The sequence below is a fragment of the Ensifer sp. YR511 genome (assembly GCF_900103045.1).
GTDB lineage: Bacteria > Pseudomonadota > Alphaproteobacteria > Rhizobiales > Rhizobiaceae > Ensifer > Ensifer adhaerens.
Window position 1 is genome coordinate 30,425 of sequence record NZ_FNGR01000044.1, and the last position, 17,036, is coordinate 47,460.

At 55.1% G+C, this 17,036-nt stretch carries 16 protein-coding genes; 11 read left to right on the top strand and 5 right to left on the bottom strand.

Translation table 11 applies throughout. The annotated features are described in order from the left end of the window. Nucleotides 1-8: 8 nt before the first annotated feature. Nucleotides 9-926, bottom strand: a complete 918-nt coding sequence (locus BLU15_RS35265; protein ID WP_244546917.1) for a lytic transglycosylase domain-containing protein — start codon at nucleotides 924-926, stop codon at nucleotides 9-11. 199 nt (nucleotides 927-1,125) lie between these two features. On the opposite strand from BLU15_RS35265, the gene BLU15_RS35270 reads away from it, so the two are divergent. Genes BLU15_RS35270 through BLU15_RS39245 form a run of 4 tightly spaced genes read left to right on the top strand, consistent with a single transcriptional unit; the run spans nucleotide 1,126 to nucleotide 3,510 of the window. Continuing rightward, entirely contained in the window at nucleotides 1,126-1,710 is a 585-nt protein-coding gene (locus tag BLU15_RS35270) for a hypothetical protein (RefSeq protein WP_090301804.1), read from the top strand. Beyond that, on the top strand, nucleotides 1,707-2,252 hold the full coding sequence (locus BLU15_RS35275) for a thermonuclease family protein (protein ID WP_244546918.1): 546 nt from the start codon (nucleotides 1,707-1,709) through the stop codon (nucleotides 2,250-2,252). The genes BLU15_RS35270 and BLU15_RS35275 overlap by 4 nt, the downstream gene beginning before the upstream one ends. Beyond that, complete coding sequence (locus BLU15_RS35280) at nucleotides 2,249-2,935, top strand: thermonuclease family protein (protein WP_143034325.1); 687 nt, start codon at nucleotides 2,249-2,251, stop codon at nucleotides 2,933-2,935. Before BLU15_RS35275 ends, BLU15_RS35280 begins: the two co-directional genes overlap by 4 nt. Nucleotides 2,936-2,958: 23 nt before the next feature. Continuing rightward, nucleotides 2,959-3,510 carry a hypothetical protein gene (locus BLU15_RS39245; protein ID WP_143034326.1) on the top strand — a complete coding sequence of 184 codons (552 nt, stop codon included), beginning with the start codon at nucleotides 2,959-2,961 and terminating at the stop codon, nucleotides 3,508-3,510. A gap of 47 nt (nucleotides 3,511-3,557) precedes the next feature. Here the strand turns inward: BLU15_RS39245 and BLU15_RS35290 are convergent, their stop codons facing one another. Then, nucleotides 3,558-3,869 carry a hypothetical protein gene (locus BLU15_RS35290; protein WP_090301808.1) on the bottom strand — a complete coding sequence of 104 codons (312 nt, stop codon included), beginning with the start codon at nucleotides 3,867-3,869 and terminating at the stop codon, nucleotides 3,558-3,560. A gap of 157 nt (nucleotides 3,870-4,026) precedes the next feature. Here BLU15_RS35290 and BLU15_RS35295 point away from each other — a divergent pair, with 157 nt between their 5' ends. Continuing rightward, nucleotides 4,027-4,509 (top strand): helix-turn-helix transcriptional regulator, encoded by a 483-nt coding sequence (locus tag BLU15_RS35295; RefSeq protein WP_090301810.1) that lies wholly within the window; start codon nucleotides 4,027-4,029, stop codon nucleotides 4,507-4,509. A gap of 179 nt (nucleotides 4,510-4,688) precedes the next feature. Here the strand turns inward: BLU15_RS35295 and BLU15_RS35300 are convergent, their stop codons facing one another. Further along, nucleotides 4,689-5,675, bottom strand: coding sequence for a class I SAM-dependent methyltransferase (locus BLU15_RS35300; RefSeq protein WP_090301812.1), 987 nt, complete (start codon nucleotides 5,673-5,675; stop codon nucleotides 4,689-4,691). 396 nt (nucleotides 5,676-6,071) lie between these two features. Between BLU15_RS35300 and BLU15_RS35305 the strand changes: the two genes are divergently transcribed. The 3 genes from BLU15_RS35305 to BLU15_RS35315 all read left to right on the top strand — a co-directional run bounded on the left by BLU15_RS35305 (nucleotide 6,072) and on the right by BLU15_RS35315 (nucleotide 9,570). Further along, entirely contained in the window at nucleotides 6,072-6,845 is a 774-nt protein-coding gene (locus BLU15_RS35305) for a helix-turn-helix domain-containing protein (protein WP_244546919.1), read from the top strand. Nucleotides 6,846-6,986: 141 nt separating this feature from the next. Then, entirely contained in the window at nucleotides 6,987-8,171 is a 1,185-nt protein-coding gene (locus BLU15_RS35310; RefSeq protein ID WP_244546920.1) for an MFS transporter, read from the top strand. Nucleotide 8,172: 1 nt separating this feature from the next. Beyond that, complete coding sequence (locus BLU15_RS35315) at nucleotides 8,173-9,570, top strand: hypothetical protein (RefSeq protein ID WP_090301818.1); 1,398 nt, start codon at nucleotides 8,173-8,175, stop codon at nucleotides 9,568-9,570. 323 nt (nucleotides 9,571-9,893) lie between these two features. On the opposite strand, the gene BLU15_RS39755 is transcribed toward BLU15_RS35315, so the two are convergent. Together BLU15_RS39755 and BLU15_RS35320 are read right to left on the bottom strand one after the other, a co-directional pair. Next, nucleotides 9,894-10,046, bottom strand: coding sequence for a hypothetical protein (locus BLU15_RS39755; protein WP_176960450.1), 153 nt, complete (start codon nucleotides 10,044-10,046; stop codon nucleotides 9,894-9,896). 149 nt (nucleotides 10,047-10,195) lie between these two features. Beyond that, nucleotides 10,196-10,453: a hypothetical protein gene (locus BLU15_RS35320; protein ID WP_090301820.1), complete on the bottom strand. Its 258-nt coding sequence runs from the start codon at nucleotides 10,451-10,453 to the stop codon at nucleotides 10,196-10,198. A 1,400-nt stretch (nucleotides 10,454-11,853) separates the two neighbouring features. Here BLU15_RS35320 and BLU15_RS35330 point away from each other — a divergent pair. From BLU15_RS35330 to BLU15_RS35340, 3 genes are all read left to right on the top strand, one after another. After that, complete coding sequence (locus BLU15_RS35330) at nucleotides 11,854-14,523, top strand: TIR domain-containing protein (protein ID WP_176960453.1); 2,670 nt, start codon at nucleotides 11,854-11,856, stop codon at nucleotides 14,521-14,523. Between the two features lie 1,069 nt (nucleotides 14,524-15,592). Continuing rightward, complete coding sequence (locus BLU15_RS35335; RefSeq protein ID WP_090301826.1) at nucleotides 15,593-16,624, top strand: IS110 family RNA-guided transposase; 1,032 nt, start codon at nucleotides 15,593-15,595, stop codon at nucleotides 16,622-16,624. A gap of 224 nt (nucleotides 16,625-16,848) precedes the next feature. Then, nucleotides 16,849-17,036 (top strand): transposase (locus BLU15_RS35340; protein WP_210187495.1); only part of this gene is annotated, 188 nt, incomplete at its 3' end.

The following is a 17,036-nucleotide window of genomic DNA, read 5'->3' on the forward strand; positions in this document are numbered from 1 at the left end:
CTTTCCTTTTAAAACTGCATGACGCCGCTGACGAATTTGGCGATGCCGGTCTTTCCGATGATGGTGCTGGTTGCGTCCGCGCTGGCTTGTGCAAAGGGATCTTGCGCTCGGCTTTGCGCGCTGCCGCTTCGCCGAGGGGTGCTGAGGCCCAGCTGGTAATTCATGATCGCAGCGACGTATCCCACGGTCTCGGCGAATGGCGGGATGCCACCGTGATCGTAGATTGGCTGCTCCCCGGCGTTGTAAGCCGCCACTGCGAGTAGCGGATTGCCGAACTGGTCGATGAGGGATCTGATATAACGGACGCCACCCTCTATATTCGACGCCGGATCGCAAACGTCACTGACGCCAAACCGTTTGGCCGTTGCGGGTATCAGTTGCATAGGCCCGCGGGCGCCCTTGGGGCTGTTGCGGATCTGATCGAATCTGCTCTCCGTCCAAGCGATTGCCTTGGCAAGGCCAATATCGACACCGTACCGATCGGCAGTCCGTGAAACCAATGACTCGATTTCAACGGGAGTAAGGGGTGAGGGGCCGCACTTTCCATCGGCTCGGGCAGCCCCGTCCACATTATCGTTTTGATAATCTGGTAGTGGCTGTGATGCGTCCGACATGGAGAACATCGACGCCGATTGCAAACTATTGTCCTGAATGGAAGAATTACCATAATTATTCAAATTCTCTGCGGTCGCTTGACCAACACGATATAGTGAGAGGTGGCCCTCCTCACTGAGGCTATATTCGATTGGCTCGTTCGGCGCCCAATGGTCGATGTCCAGTCGATTTCGTTCCAGGACGCTCAGATCCAGATCAGAATTTTCATAAAATCGTGATAAATCAAACTGTTTCAGATCGTTAGCGTTGGCGAATCGTAACGATGTCGCTGTCGCAATGGCAACCAGTGTCGAAATCGAAATGCCTCTCATGCGGTGCCCTTCATCGACTTTTTAGGGTGGCGCCCCATTGAGAGCCCGTCGAAAACGCGGTATATCTCAGCAAAGCATGTTACCATTATGGATAACTGCTACATCGAAAAATCTGAAAGTGGAAGACCAGAAATGAAACTTTTAGTGGTGTGACGTGATAACCAAAATAGTAACAATCCTCCGATTGCCGGCGTCCCTTATGTTATGTGGGCTGTCGGTGGCATTGCCCGCCGCGGCGGCCGGGACCGTTGACGCCAGCTATGTCAGGTCGCTGGCGGTCCCAGGCAATACCGTACTCGTGATCGAGTATTATGACGGCAGCAATAAAATCGTTGACCGGAGGGGTTTCGCGTCGGTGAGCGGCTTCAAAGCGGTCTCACCGACGGACATTCGCGTCGACGACAAGATTGCCTTGCACCTCTTCGGTCTCGAACCGTGTCAGGGCGAAATGATCAACAGGCAAGAGAATTTTGCCGGCCGCTGCGAGGACTACGCGATGGAACAGTTGCAAATCTTGCTGAAATCACCGCGGGTCATCTTTTGTAGAGTCTTCCTCTCCGAGAAGGATGCGCCGGCTCAGGACGCGACCTGCTTCGGCTACTATAACTATCCGGGTACACTCGATACGATCGACAATTTCGAAGATCAGCTCGTTTCGCTCGGCGCGCTTCGGCTGTCGAGGAAGCCGGACGGAACACTGATGCGGCCTGATCTGGCTCCAGCTGAAAATATCGGCCGCGGCGGTTTCGGCATGTGGGCGGATCCGAGGATCGTTCAGCAATGAGGACGGCGGCTTTTATCGGCGCCTGCCTGGTGTTTTTCGCGCTGGCCTTTCGCGTGACGGGTGCTGGGCCTGAATATCTCGAACTCCAGCCTGGCGTCACTCTGGAGAGCGGCGACACCTGGTCCAACAACGGTGAGCGATATCGTCTCTACGGGGTTCAGTCCTGCCTCAGAGGAACAACCTTTACCAACAGTGCCGGACAAAAACTGGATTGCGGGGATGCATCGGTCGCCGTATTCGCCGCATTCATCAAAGACACCCATCCGAAATGTGCGCCGGTCGCGCGGGCTGACGAGCTCAATTATGTGGTCTGCTTTGCCAATGTTGGCGAAAAGGCGTTGGATTTGGCGGCGATACTTATCACGGAAGGCTATTCGTTTGCCGCGCTCGATGGCGCCGGGCTTCCCATCAACCCTACATATGCTGTTGCAGAGCAGGGGGCGAGAGAACGCAAGGCCGGGCTTTGGCAGTTCTCCGACGTTCAGCATCCATCGGTACTGCTCAGTCGTGCAGCTCGGGAAAGAGCCAAGGGGGAACCATGATCCAAAGAGGTTCTTTGCTTGCGCTTTGCCTGGTCGCACTTGCCCCATCAGCGGGCGCTGCGGACCCGGTTCTCAGTTTTCCGGCGGGCGGTACTTATCCGCCAGCGATAAAGCTGCCAGTGTTTAGCGGACGGGTAGCGGTCATCGACGGCCGCACATTGTGGTATCCACGATCAGCGGCAAAGGTGCGCCTGTTCCAAATCGACGCGTGCGAACTGCCGCAGTGGAGTTTCGATATCAAATCGTCGCCGGATACCAAAAACATAGCGTTGCGACCGGTCCCATGTGGTCCGCTGGCAAAGGCCTGGCTTCGACGGGTGGTTGGAAACAACAGCGTCGTATGTCACGGCGTGGCTTATGATGCAGATGGTGTTCTGCGCGCGCTATGTACCGTGCGCGGCCGCGATATTGCTCTGGAAATGCTCCGCGTCGGGTGGTCGCGTGTCATACCGTCTGCTCAAATCGATGCCCAATATATCGCGACCCAACGATATGCGATGTCGGCCCGGTATGGAATGTGGGGGACCTACGTTCTCGATATGAACGAGTGGCGCCGCAAGGCCGTCGACCGTACGAAGTATCGTCGACCCGTTGCCGATCGCAATCTGCTTGGCGAGCGGCAAAGCGAGATTTCGCCGCCATTCCTAGACGCCCGACAACCGCCAATTCGAACCGATCGATAACTTAACAAATCACAGGATCGACAATGGTGCGTATCTGTCTGCTCATCGCCATTCTCACTGTTACCATTTTCCATACCGGTCGAGCGGAAACTAGCGAATGGGGATGCGAAGTTCTTCTTTGTGCGGCCTCTTCTAATCCGTCGTGGCATGGAGTACCGCAATGCCATCCGCCCATGGAGAAATTGATCTCCGCTATGAAGCAGCCCGGCTTCTCCTGGCCGATATGTCCGGAGGGTGGTGCCGGAGAACCCGGTTACGAACATTATGCCGACTGCCCTGCTGGTTGGACCCCAACAGCTGGAGAGAAGAATTCTGAATATCCCAGTAAGGACGAGCTCTCTCGATGTATCCGGAAGGTGTCGACCTGCAAGGATGGGCGAAGTCATTTCGGAAACCGCGATCGGGTTCGGACCGAACTGACGAAGGACGGCGTTTCCCGTGTCTATAGCGGTTGGGGCAGTTGTCATTATCAGGAATTCAAACCGCGTACGCCTCGCGAACGACCCTACTTTTTCGACATCGATGATCAGAAAACAGGAAAGGCGACGCGCTACTACTTCGATTTGAACGACTGATCTAATGCCAGGCTGATCACGCGCTTTACTTCCACACCTGCGGGGGCCTAACCCCCGGGATCGAACTGGTTTACGGAGTTCAACACGATCGCCAGCGACGCGTCATGAAGGGGCCTTCCGCGTTCCGCCGAGAATCTTAGGAGATAGCTCAGTTTGATCAGGGCGTCATATGGCGTGGCAGGCTTCCATTCGATGAGGCGCGCCTGTGCGGCCTTTTCCTCGTCGCGTAGCCGCCGCCATTGGTCGGCATCAAGTTCGTGAGTGACCAAACCAAGGTGCGTTTGCTTTTCCTGTTTTGCAACGGAGGCGTGGTTTCGAATGAGTTCGACGAGCTCGTCGCTGACCTTCTGATCTGACATGAGGAACTGCTCCGTTGTCGAGCCGTTATGCCTAGGCACGTGAAAACGCGCTTGTTGAGAAAGCGGTCATTCTGGTTGCCGAACAAGCCTATGGAAACGCATAGCCAACCGCCTGATGGGTGATGTATGTATCTGCCGTTGGGGAAGGCATGGATGCATGACAACTAAATCTGCAGGATACATTCAAAAGGCGGGGCTCGTTGAGAGCCGCGAGCCCAAGACCGAAAAAATCGTATACCGCCGGCCGGGATTCGGCGGGATTCTAACTGACAAAGAAATGGATGAGAAAATCGCCAGCGCGCTTCGCAAGGCACGGGATGAGCAGAAACTGACAAGGGCAGAGTTGGCCCCCCTTCTTGGGTTGGCCGAGCAGGTGTACGGCCGTTATGAGCGCAGCGTTTCGAAGCTGCACGTAACCCAACTGATCCACCTCAGCGAAATCCTCGGTTTCGCCCCCGACGATTTACTGTTTGCTGCAGCTCCTCACCTCTGGGGTGAAACCCCTGAAGAGGCTAGCAAGCGACGCCGTTTGATCAAGCTGATCGAAGACCTTCCCGGTGACACGTTAAACACGGTACTAACTCTGATGGAGGCCATTCTGCGCATCCAGCAGTCGGTTGAACCATCATCGTCTACATGAGGATTGCAGCGATTGGGGGAGGGGTGCCCTGTTCTTTCGAAGCGTACAGTCATTGGATCATCTTCTTCATGCGGAATGAAGCCCGAATACCTCTCGAGCAATAGCGGGTTTGGCAATCGGGAAGGGAAAAACCTCGGGCCTAAAGGAAAAGCTCGGGGCGAGAACTTGCCCGCCCTGAATTACTTGACGGTCGAACTGGTCAGAACCAGATAGGGGCTTGTCTCGTAGACATACTCGTATGGAATGGCCGGCTCGGCCATTTGCGAGAGGTAAAGCCGAAGGTTTTCTTCGCTGTTGCTCGCTGCAAGGCCGTAGAAGTTCCCGCTGTTCCAGGTGACGACGCAGTGCTTGAAATGCATCGCCACCGCTTGCGCCATCTCGTCGAGGGTGGCCTCGTTGTTGGACATCGTCTTGAGAACTTGGTTTGCTTTTCTCTCGATCTCGTCTGCCGTGAAATACCGCGCCTTAAAGCCGAAGTCCTTTTGATACTCTCGACACTTGTAGTCATGTTCGTCCGCGGCTCGAAACTTCTCAAGGAAAAGAAAGATGCCCCCTTCCTTGAGATGTTGCGCCACGAACTCGATCTGCCTTGCCCGCTTTGGCGAATACATCTGAAACGTTGTATCCTCGAGGATGAAGTCGAACCCCTGGGCGAATGTTGCAAGGCGCGCGTCGGAGGACAGATGATCCTTCGTCAATCTGTGAAACGGACCAAGAAAGAAGTGCGCGTGAAGCGGCTCGCCGTATGCCATGAAACAATTGTAATTCTCCGCATTCGGACTGCACGATAGGGTCTGGATCTGACCCTGCGAGAGCTCCGACAAGGTTCGCGCCATCGTGCCTTCCGCTGTGCCCAGGCTGTAGAGAGATATCGGACCGCCACGGCGCTGAGCGTATTTCAACAGAGCATGACCCATTCGGCATTCCTCCTCCAACCGATACGGGATGCTGCTGAGATAGTGCTGGTCGAAAAACCCCTGACGCGCCGCGTGCAGCTTCACAAACCGGCCAAGGAGTTCGCCGGGCGGCAAAACACGCATGTCGGCCACAGGCCTGCGGATGGGCATGCCGCTCTGGCCGGCGGCAGTCGCCGTGAAGAAGCCGTTGAGCTCTTTAATGCGCGGGCCGAGATCGCATTCGGCCAGGAAGGCTTTCAAGTCTTGCATCGCTGTTCACCTGCAAATACCGATCATTGGGTGCGGTGCCACAGGTTCAGAGATAGGAAATAAGTAATAATAATAATTACTTAGAGTTCCGATTGCTTCGCGCTGTGTCGTCGCCCTACTCCTAGATTGGTGCGGGAGGTCCCGCTTTTCCTCGATTGAATTTTTTTTAACTGGAACGACATATTCAGCCACCCATGAGTTAATCGACGATTGCCCAACAACCTCCGGTCAGCCACACTTTCCATGAGCCGACAATCTACGTAAGGGGAATTTCGAAAGGTGACGGACAGGTGTTGCATCGATCCCGACAAATATGGCCGATCAGCAAATCGGTCCTTGATCCACAACTTCCATGCATGGGGAAGTATTCGAGCGGATCTGGTAAGGCGGACAGGATTGCAGCGCCAGGAAACGAATTTCACCCACACACGGCACGCCTTCCTGATGAACCTTAAAGGCGAGGCGCGTCAGGGCGAGGACTTCGTCGATGGGCAACGGATCGTCTTTGCCGCGCGGCGACCAGGATCGGTGATCTACATTCCCCCTCGAAGTGTGTGGACAGGGTGGGATGATGGCGACGCGACGGCTTCCTACCTCCTCGTATCGATCAGGCGAAATTTCGCCGAGCGTATGTTCGGAGACGAAGCCCACGGTTACCTCGACGGATTGCCGCCCTCAATCGGGTTCCGCGACAGTGCAATCGAGGTAGCGCTCCACAAGATCGCGAACGAACTGAAGTGCCCCGATCCATACAGTTCAACGATGGTGGAAAGCCAGGCGACGCAATTGTTCGTGCAACTGATGAGACGGCACGGGATTGCTACCGAGCGGGCCAAGGGCGGGCTCTCACCGTTTGATCTCAAGCGCGCGTTGGCCGCGATGGAGGCTCAGGTTGACGGAGGTCCAAGCATCACCGATCTATCGCGCGAACTGGGCATAACGCCGCGTCACTTCCTACGAGCGTTCAAACAATCGACAGGGATAAGCCCGCACGCCTTCATGGCCCGGCGGCGCCTTGAGAGGTCCGCCGAAATGCTGCGTTTCACGAACCTGTCCGCGACGGAAATCGCGCTGGAATGCGGCTTTGGGGGCTCAAGCAATTTTACTATAGCTTTCAAGCGTGGCTTTGGCTGCAGCCCCACGGCATTCCGCCGCATCTGGCGTACATAGGGCATGCCGTCTCTTTTTGGCATTGAATCGAAAAAGATGGCGGCTTTGTAAAAGCAGAATTGGCGGATGTGGATATGACTGGCAGCGTTCACCCTGGTTACGTCGCTCATGTTGAAGCCTACGCAGTTTTCTTATCCCGACATGACAAGACGCAGGTCGCGATCGTTCGCAAGCTTCCTGTGCAGCACACTGTCGGCAGCCGTTGGAAGAAACGGCTATTACGTCGCCTGCTCTTGGGTCCTCGTGGAAGCCGGATACGGAAGCGCCGCCGTGGCGACCTTCCTCGCGATCGTTTGTGCTATCGAATTGCTTGCGAGCCCTTTGGTTGGACTGATCGCAGATCGTTTTGACAGACGTCGCCTGAACATCCTGGCAGATCTGGGGCGCTTTGCGGCCGTGTCGGGAACTGCTTGCGCGCTCGTCTATTTCGAGACCCTCTTCACGATCAGTCTGTCAGCCGGCTTTTTCGCGTTCTGCGACCGCATCGCGCTGACCACATCGCAAGCATTGATCCCGGCGGTAACGCGGCGGCGCAGCCTCGCGACGGCAAACTCTCTTGTCTTTTTCGTCATGCAATGTGGCAACCTCGCCGCGGCTCTCCTTGTTGGAGCGTTGCTGGGCGAGCGCCCGCCGGCCGCCGCGTTCGCGGTTCTTTCTGTCTTTTTCTTTCTTTCGGCATTTTTGATGATTCCCGTGCAGCCGGAATCGTTGCCGGCATCGAACGTCGGCCTCGACGAAGCCCCAAAGTCGCGCGGCGATCCGATACTCCTGCGCCTCTCGACAATCTACGCCTTCCTCTACGCAAGCGCGATACTTGTCAGCGTCATGGGTTCGAGTTTCGTCTTTATAGAACAGGGCGGCAGCGCTGCGGACTTTGGCCGTCTCGAGGCAGCGTGGTCCGCGGGAGCGATCGTCGGTGCGGCGCTTCTAATCCGAACGGGACGAACAGCACGGGCTCGTGCGCTCAATCTCTCAATCCTCACCGCCACCGCGGCTGCGCTGATGATGCTGAAGCTCCTAAACGTGCCGTGGACGCTGCTTGTGTTTCTTGCCCTTGGCACTCTTTACAATCTTGGACGGGTCAACGTGGAAGTGGAGCTTCAGGAGAGCGTTCCCGACGGCTCCCTGGGTCAGGCAAAGGGCATCATGCACAGCGTTGGTGTCGCGCTCGGACTCCTTGTTTTCGGCATGGCTGCCATAGCTGGCGAGGATCTACATCCCTCGACGGTTTTCCTGGCGTTCGGGGTCGCGCTGGTCATCGGCGTTTTGATTTTGACAGCTTACCCCGGCCGCCGACCGGGCGAAAAGGAACAGGAGGAGCGTTGAGATGGAGCACCAGGGCGAAAACGGCCAGGCGAAGCGAGCGGTCTTTGAAGCTCTCGGTACGCTCTATCCGTGGATGAAGGAATACCACCAGCGGCCGCTCCGGGACTACGCAACGCGTATCTTTGACTACTGCGGACCGAAATCACCTTGTGAACTCCGCGCCCGATCGTTCGCCAAGGTTCTCAATGTCCTGAGAAGGGCAGGGGAAAGAAATGGTATGTCGGTCGAGAGCGTCTCAAAGATTTGCTCGGACTTTAAGGCACGGCCTGTCCTGCAGACGGGACCGCACCTGTTGTTGCTTATCGAACCAGAAGCTTATTATTCGCACGTTTTCAGCCTCATTGGGCTGTCGGCCCATGGTCAAGCAAGCTACGTCTCCTATGCGGTCTCGACAGTCAATCTGGTCGAAAGACCGCGGAAGGGACCTGGCTGGCTGAGTGTTGATGGACAAGCGGTGAACGTCTTCGGGCTCAGCCGAAGCGAGCTGCTCCCTTACAGCTTGCTGTCGGGACGTGGAGCCTACGAATTCAAGCTCAAATCCACTGAAGCTTCCAATGGACATGCGCTAGCGCAGCTTCGCGAGCTGCTGCCGAGTGCGCAGTTCGAGCGTCCGTCGCACGCGTTAAAATGCGCTAACCGCGCGCTGTGGCCGGAATTGTTCGGTACGGGCTTTTCATTCCTTCAGATCGATGACGAAGACATTGCAGATCTCGTTACGGATCATCTGACGGAGTGGGGGTCCTGGTTGCGCTCTCGGCTGCTGGAAAACAAGTCTTTTGCTTACAACATCCTGTCGGAAATCGACAAACTGACGACTGGTGCCTGGGGAGGCTGGCTGACCAGGGGCACCGACTTCTTCTGGCTTTACGAAAACGGCAAACGCGTGCCGTTGAGACTGGTCGCCGGCGATCTTGTGCATCCGACGACCGGATTGAATGTTGCCGCCTTCACGGCTTCCGACATCATCCCACGGCTTGTTGACCGGAGCCTCATTCCCAATCTGCTTTTAATGTTTCTCGTCCTGGCGGTGCTTCCGGGCGTTCGCGTGCTCGGCGGCAGCCACCATCCAATCTACTATCCGCTGATGCGATATGTCGTGTGCCGGGCGCTGGCTGCCACGGGCCTCGACGGGGATCTGGTGGATGCTCTTGCGACAGACGACATGCCTGGGGCATGGGGACATCGGATCATTGACTGCGGTGGACCGCCCATTGAGCGATTGGGAAATCTCCTCACCGGCAAGGTGGACGAAGTTGTTGGCAGCTTCGGGGACATTCCTCTCTTCGACGCCTGCGGCGGCATGAACGGTTTCGTGTCCGATCCGCAGTGGTGTGAACTGCGCCGCAGCCTGCAGGCCGGAACAACCGCTCCAACCGACGCCGAATGGTTCTTCTCCTAGCACCAGCGACTGAGGCTTTCACGGAATTATGTAGATCCTGTGAGGAGGGTGGATAGCGACCGGCCCTTGGGATTGGTGAGCTACAACAGGCATGCTTGCCTCCAAGGTAGGGTGTTTGTGGTTATGCAACCTCACCCTGCCACAGAGCCGGTCGCTATCCACCCTCCTCACAGGATCTATATTATTCTGGGCTTTCATGCGACCGAGCCTGGACATTCAAGCGAAACCATGCCGCCCGGCAGTTGCAACCGGCGGCGCGACTACTCGCCTCGAACTGAAGCAGTCTGGGGGCGATGCGGGGAAGGACGATCTGAAGAAGGGGACTAAAGCGCTGACGTCACGACCTGCGTTGCGACCGCGACCAGTAGACCCGCCAGCGCCACGGCGGTTCCGTATCTCGCCACCTTCATGCGGCGCCAACGGGCGCCATCCCAATCATAGCCCATCTTCAGCTCCGTCAGGGAAAAGAACCGCAACCCGGGGTCCTGGATTGCGGTTCGGAGTTGCCGGCAGGGGGGGCAGGGCGACGGCAACCACTGAGAGAATGCCGTTCTTTCGTTAAGTGAAGATTGCCGCCGAGTTGCGCGTTTTCGCCCCAGAGAATCTACTGGGAATAAAGTGGATGTCAGCGAACCATTCGCGGGCTCACGCTGGCTAGCATCTTGATAATGTCGTCCTCCAGTTTCTGACAGAGAACTTCATGTTCCTTGATGATCACGGGGTCTGGCGTCAGTTGCTCGCGCAGCTCATCGCGCTTCACTGCGGCTAGGTCGTAGGCTTCCAGCAGATCATTGATCGCACGGAAGTTGGCATCGGAAATCTGTTTGCGGTGCCTTGGCAGCCGCATCATCATGCGGCCCCGCCCGACCTTTTCGAAATCCATCGCCTTGCTCCTCCGACTGTCGGCGATCGACGTTACGAAAGACGCAGGATGCGTTTCGTACGGTCGACCAAGCGGCATTAGTTCCAAGCCCGCCAGACGTTCGCTCTCCGGAGCAGACGGTCAACGTCGTTTTCGATTTCGGCGCAGATGACCTCTAAATCGTAGAGATCGGCGGGGTCACAACGGCGTGCAACGCTCAACTGATCTCGGGCCATCCAGGCAACCGCATACTCTTCAGACAATGCGCGAAGGACCGGGCTCTGTTGCGCGTCAATGAGCGCCCGCAACGCTGGAAGCCTCATTTTCAAACGAGATCTACCGATCCTTTCAAGGTCCATAACGGTCTCTCCTGACCTGGCCTTGCCGCCTATCAACTATCGCACAATTCCCTGAAAACGAAAGAGATTAACGCCGTGAGAAGACGCATCAACACGGCGGCACTTAGTTCGTCAAGCGATGGGAAACCCTGCAGACGAAGGTCCATCGAGACGTCGCTGGATCATCGGCTATGGCAGTACCCGCGGGGCCGGCGCGTCAGTCGTGACGCCAAACATGGTCATCACCCAAGGCAGAAGCCGAAGCGACCCCGCGCGCCGAACTGGCGATCGTTGCAACAGAGGGTCTGCGGGTGCGCTCGGGGACAAGGCATTGCGGCGATGGCACTCGGCCTGACCTATCTGAAGCCGTTCCAGACGTATTGAGCAAATTTTGACATCAACATCAGTTTTAGGTTCAAGGCGTCGGATCGCCAATCTTGGCCGCCGCGCAAAAGAAAACCCCATATAATTCCCGCGGCATGTACGGCATCGCAAAGGAATTAAAGATAAACAAAGCTCCAATGCAGAGCATATTGTCTCTGTCGAGGATACGTCCTTTGTCGCCGTGAAAAGATTGCTCCGCTCAACCTTAACGTAGTCGAACCTTTCACGGGCCAATTTTGGGGCGGCCTGCTCTGGCCACTTCGCTCCGCCATTATCGTCGGACATCAGATACTGAGGAGGTGTGCTGAAAGACGGCCGCTGCTGAAGCTTGCTGGCTTCAAAGAATCGAGTGTCTAGAGCATCGGTAAATGTCACCGAAGTCGCATCCGCTGAATTGGCTTTCTGAAAGCCGCCTCGCTCCATGGCGTGTTCGAGCGACCGAATACGGCCAATAGGACGTAGGGGTGCTTGGGCACTGTGTTGCGAAAATAGGTTTCTAATCGTCCCCTGCGATGCCTTCTACCGACCAGCGCGCTCAAGTGCTTTTTTCCAGAAATCTATCAAATGGGCAAGCTGACCTTGTCGGAGGTGTGACTGATAACAACTGCGGAAAACGGGCCGATGCAATTGCTAGATGAGTGGTTATTGCGATATCACTAGACGTTGAAATCAACGCGAATCGGGCAGGGGTCGCCAATCTTGAAGAAGTTTGAAGTTTTTGTTTCGTACAGCCATCAAGACGAGTGGTTGAAGGATGAATTGCTTTCGCATCTTTCTGCCTTAAGGCGCAACGGCGATATCGATGTTTGGCACGATCGTATGATCTTAGCGGGAGGGAAGCTGAAGGAGGATATCCATCAGGAGATTGAGACCTCAGATATCTTTCTGTTTCTCATAAGCCCAGCGTTCATCAGTTCAGATTTCTGTATGGACAAGGAGTATGCGCGAGCAAAAGAACGGCATACGAAAGGTGAAGCCGTGGTAATACCCGTCATTGTCCGGGCTTGCGATTGGGATGTGGCCGGCCTACGAGATTTCAACGCCGTGCCCACGGACGGTACGCCGGTCACCCAGAACGCGTCGTCTAAGTCTGATTCACAACAGCGAGATTCTCAGTGGCTGGAAGTTGTTCGAGGTCTCAAGGGGCAGATTGCGGCCCTAAAAAAAAAGTTCATTCCGCCCCAGCTAAATAGCGACTATCGATCCAAGGTCTGCAAGGTGGATTTTATTCGCCACCCCGCCTTGCAACAGTTCGATGAAGAACAAGTGTTCATCGATCCTGAGCTTTATTTTGAAAGAGACAAATTACAGGTCAACAAGCTCAAAAATCTATTGGCACAAATAGTGGAGAATCGTGCCGTTATCATTTCCGGGTCCGATCGATCTGGAAAGTCTCTCCTCGCCAAGCAGATTCAATTAGGGCTATGTAAGCAAAGTGAACCTACTATACTTATTTCTGGGAAGGATATTAAGAGCGCTGACATCGTTAAGGTTATCCAGCGCGCAATAGTTCACCAGTTCGATTCATCCGATTTCATTCCGAGCGGCTTCTCCATCGTCATTGACGATTTTGATGAGTGTTCGCTCCCGGATAGAATGAAAGAGATCATTGTTCGCACGATGTCGGCGAGCTATGCGCGCTGTGTGATCGTCTCGTTTACGGCAGCTCCTTCCGTGTTGTTTACACCTGATGATCTGCCTAACCCGCTAGTTTACTCGATCGCACCCATGAGCGGTGACAAGATCATGGAAGTCGTTAAGCGATGGAAATTGATCGGCGGCGCTCACGTGACAGCTGTGAGCGATGCACAAGTGCTTTCGACGTTCGAGCACTTAATGATCATGTTTAACCAGACCGAAGCGGAGCGGTATCCCTACAATGTCGTTACGTTCTTGGAGCTCATTGATGCCGCGGTTGGAAGCGACATCGCATTATCTTCGTTTGCCGCTTGCTACGAAACGCTAATTCAACAACGTTTGATTAAAGTGAGCAGCGACTGGCGTCATCTGGATGAATGCAAGAATTTTCTCTCTTTGTTGGCATACACTGCATTCAAGGAGACCGAAATGGGCTCGTTGTCGAAGGAGGCCTTTGAGGGGTGCCTGGATATATTTGAAGAGCAGTTCTTGTCCGATAGGGCATTTCTACGAAAGATATCTGTTGGCGTGTTTTTGTACGAAAACGGGACGACCTTCTCTTTTCACGAAGATTACCTATGGTACTTTCTCTGCGCCAGATATGTTGCAAGGAAGCTCGCGTCCGACGACAAGGAAAAATACAACGACTTTATCCAGAACTGCTCAGTCAATATTTTTCAAAAGAAATATGCAAATATTATTATCTACATTGCGTACTTCACTGACGACAACATAGTCATTCGTCAACTCATGGTGACGCTGGACAAGCTGTTCTCAAAGGCTGATGACTGGATCCTGTCAGATAGATCCAAGTCGATCATTCTTGGCCTGCCGGCCGGCGACAACATGTCGATCTCGTCAGAAGCCAACGTCGACGAAAATCGAAGCCGTCTCCTTCGTGAGAAGGTTGTCGACATTCTGGACAGCGCTGAAGAGGTCGTGGCGAAGTACACGCTGCCATTCCTAGATTCCAAAATCGATGACTCTGAGGCAATCGAAGAGATCGACCAGAATGAGATCAACCGCGATTCATACATCAAAAGCGTGAACGCCCTCCTGAGAATTCACTCCGTCATCGGGCAGATATTGACTGGCCGCTCCGGCACCTACGGCACAGACCAAGTGTTGACCTGCATCACGAAAATGGTCCAGGCGAGCGGACGCTACGCATCGCTGAACCACGCGATCGCGGCCATTCTGATCTATGACAAGGATGGCTCCCTTTCCGAAGTCGAAAAGGCCGTGAAGGGCGACGGCCTCACGATGGACGAAAAGTACAAGAAAGTTATGAGGCTATTCGCGTTCTGGTCGGTGTTCATGTCCCAAAATGGGCTGGCGCGCTACCTCAACCAAGACCATTCTATTAGAGCCCTAGAACGTCTTGCCAAAGACTTTGAGAGCGAGGCCGGTGATGACGGGCATATTCCATACAATTTCACCAGCGTTTTGCTTATCGCTCGATTGTACAACAAAGGCCGCCTCAACAAGGAGGAAGTTGAGGAAGTCATCCATAAATACGGCGAGCACAGCTCATTGGTAGCTATCTTGAGGGTCACCCTGCATATATATTCGTATTACATGCCGATGACGATCCAGGATAAGCAATGGATCTCGAAGACACTGAACTTGCCGCTCAAGGCTATCGAGATGCAGCGCGTGCGGGCGACTTCCATTAAACCGAACAAATTGCGATCGGAGGTGCTTGAAGCGGTCCTTGGCGACGAAGGCTAGCGAACGCTCAAACTGGGTAGGCGAGCAACTGGCTATCTGGCCAGTTGTTTTTGTAGAGACGGCCTACAATACAGTTTGCGAGGCATGGGGCCGGCCCATGCACAAACCCGCAGTGCTGGCTCGCCAATTACTGAGAACATCCACCAAACAGCCTCTCCGATGACCATCTGATTTCTAGAGTATTCTCAGGTCCACCGGGCCCTCCAACAGCGGATGAGAGAAACTCTGAAGTGCTAATCCGCAGGCTCGGGTACGCAAGTCCGCAGGCAATGCGCGCTGGGGTGACAATAGAGAGTAAGTCATGTTCTCCTCGCACATTGCTCGGATAAGTCCGGCGCTTGGTATCGAATGCCATCGACGCCGAGCCCTATGGCAACTGTGCGCCATTAGAAAACATTGCCAACGCTGAGGATTTCCGTATTTTTCGTAGTCGCGGAAACGATGGAAACAAATGACGCCTCTTCTCTTGCTTGATCAAAGATCTTTGTTTGGTGATCTGTCGCAACGCCTCGCACTGCGAGCAATCCGACGCTGCTGCATCGATTTCGGCGAATATCAGGGCTGGTTTTGGCACTCTGGCGTAAATTCTTATAGGAAGACTCTTGGGTTGCTGGAACAGGCCGGAGTATTTCGCGTCGCTAAGGGAGCGATGCTGCAATTGAATGTTCATTAGATCGAGATCTCTTCTCAATTGCAGGCCTATAGCGCTAAAATCGAGCCTGAGCAGCTAGAGCACGTCCGCTGAACGCGGAATCGGACTGAGGATTCCATTGTTGGTCGATTTCTGATTCTGTTGCCCGACTGGTGATTTGGTCGTGAGCGTCCGGTGAGCGGATTTTGCTGAACGAGCCAGTTAGGCGATGTTCTGGCATTAGAACCAGCATTAGTGCTGACACTAATATCAGATCTGAGAGGTTGGCATGGCTCGCATGGAGATCATTTCCGGCGTTGAGCGTAGGCGGCGGTGGTCGAAGGAAGCGAAGCTGATGAGGTGGAACGGCCCTTCTCAAACGGCATCAAGTGCCTAACGTGGTCGTGTTGAAACGCCACAAAGAAGAAGGACCCCTCCATGAAGAAGATTACCACGGTCGGGCTCGATCTGGCCAAAACCGTTTTTCAGGTTCATGGCATAGCCGAAGAAGGAGACGTGATCGTACGTCGCGCACTGCGTCGATCGCAGGTGCTGGACTTCTTTCGCGCGTTGCAGCCTTGCCTCGTAGGGATCGAAGCCTGCGGCAGCGCGCATTATTGGGCTCGGGAAATTCAAGCCCTGGGGCATACGGTTCGGATGATGCCACCCGCATACGTGAAGGCCTACGTCAAACGCAACAAAACTGACGCTGCAGACGCCGAAGCCATTTGCGAGGCAGTCACCCGGCCGACCATGCGCTACGTGCCGGCAAAAACGCAGGAGGAGCAGGCTGCCGGAATGGTGCTCAAAACACGAGATCTGCTCATCCGTCAGCGCACTCAAGCGATCAATGCCTTGAGAGCCCATCTTGCCGAACTAGGCATTGTCAGGGCGACCGGTCTGGTCGGAATCATCAGCCTTGCCGCCATAGTGCGCGACGACAGTGACCTGAGATTGCCGGGTGCAGCTCGTATGGCTTTGGAAGAGCTCGTCGAGCAAATCGAGACCGTGACGGCACGCATTGAAAGGCTCGATCGAAAAGTCCTTGAGGCGGTGAGAAACGACGACAGCGCTCGGCGCCTGACAGCGATTCCCGGCGTGGGGCCGATCATCGCAGCGACCGTTCGGGCCGTCGTACCGGATCCTGCCGGATTCCGGACCGGTCGCGATTTTGCTGCCTGGATTGGGTTGACGCCACGTGCGCATTCCAGCGGAGGAAAAGAGCGGATCGGTTCGATCTCAAAGCGCGGAAACCAGCAACTGCGAACGCTGCTTGTCGCTGGAGCAACGTCGGTCCTCAAGCTCGCTCGTCGTGGCCACCAGTCATCACCATGGATTGCGGCCATGATGTTGCGCCGCCCGTTCAAGGTTATCGCTGTAGCACTCGCAAACAAGATCGCGCGCATTATCTGGGCTCTTCTCGTTCGAGGCGATAGCTATCGGGGAGCGAAGATGATCGTCCGGGCTTAGACATACGAACTTTCCGGCCGACCAGTCGGAGAGGCAGGCAAGGTGCCAATTGTGATGACCCAACGGGACGACATCCCGAAGCAAATCAGACCGCAATATCGCAAGCGCGTTACAGCGCGAGAAGCTGATTAGGCGATTTGCTCCGCGGATCTCATCGTGGCCATGGCTGAAAGGCCAGCAAACAGGCCGGACATATGACCGCACCGTCCTCATTGGGGAAATGCATGAGGAAATATCTTGCCAAGCGGGCCGTTCCACATATGGCGATATTGGCTGAAGCCGATCAACCGAGCGTTCGCATTGGTGATGTCGCTCGTCGCCATGACATTTATCCTGCGCAGATCCGTTTATGGCGGAAAACGCTTAGCCACTTCGATGTGTCGGCAACGTTCCTTCCGGTCCACTTGGTCAA

What these genes read in the sequence shown, in the direction of transcription:
- BLU15_RS35275 (WP_244546918.1), top strand. Translation starts at nt 1,707, where the DNA reads ATGAGGACGGCGGCTTTTATCGGCGCCTGCCTGGTGTTTTTCGCGCTG.
- BLU15_RS35300 (WP_090301812.1), bottom strand. Translation starts at nt 5,675, where the DNA reads ATGCAAGACTTGAAAGCCTTCCTGGCCGAATGCGATCTCGGCCCGCGC.
- BLU15_RS35335 (WP_090301826.1), top strand. Translation starts at nt 15,593, where the DNA reads ATGAAGAAGATTACCACGGTCGGGCTCGATCTGGCCAAAACCGTTTTT.
- BLU15_RS35265 (WP_244546917.1), bottom strand. Translation starts at nt 926, where the DNA reads ATGAGAGGCATTTCGATTTCGACACTGGTTGCCATTGCGACAGCGACA.
- BLU15_RS35290 (WP_090301808.1), bottom strand. Translation starts at nt 3,869, where the DNA reads ATGTCAGATCAGAAGGTCAGCGACGAGCTCGTCGAACTCATTCGAAAC.
- BLU15_RS35270 (WP_090301804.1), top strand. Translation starts at nt 1,126, where the DNA reads ATGTTATGTGGGCTGTCGGTGGCATTGCCCGCCGCGGCGGCCGGGACC.
- BLU15_RS35310 (WP_244546920.1), top strand. Translation starts at nt 6,987, where the DNA reads ATGACAAGACGCAGGTCGCGATCGTTCGCAAGCTTCCTGTGCAGCACA.
- BLU15_RS35295 (WP_090301810.1), top strand. Translation starts at nt 4,027, where the DNA reads ATGACAACTAAATCTGCAGGATACATTCAAAAGGCGGGGCTCGTTGAG.
- BLU15_RS35315 (WP_090301818.1), top strand. Translation starts at nt 8,173, where the DNA reads ATGGAGCACCAGGGCGAAAACGGCCAGGCGAAGCGAGCGGTCTTTGAA.
- BLU15_RS39245 (WP_143034326.1), top strand. Translation starts at nt 2,959, where the DNA reads ATGGTGCGTATCTGTCTGCTCATCGCCATTCTCACTGTTACCATTTTC.
- BLU15_RS35280 (WP_143034325.1), top strand. Translation starts at nt 2,249, where the DNA reads ATGATCCAAAGAGGTTCTTTGCTTGCGCTTTGCCTGGTCGCACTTGCC.
- BLU15_RS35320 (WP_090301820.1), bottom strand. Translation starts at nt 10,453, where the DNA reads ATGGATTTCGAAAAGGTCGGGCGGGGCCGCATGATGATGCGGCTGCCA.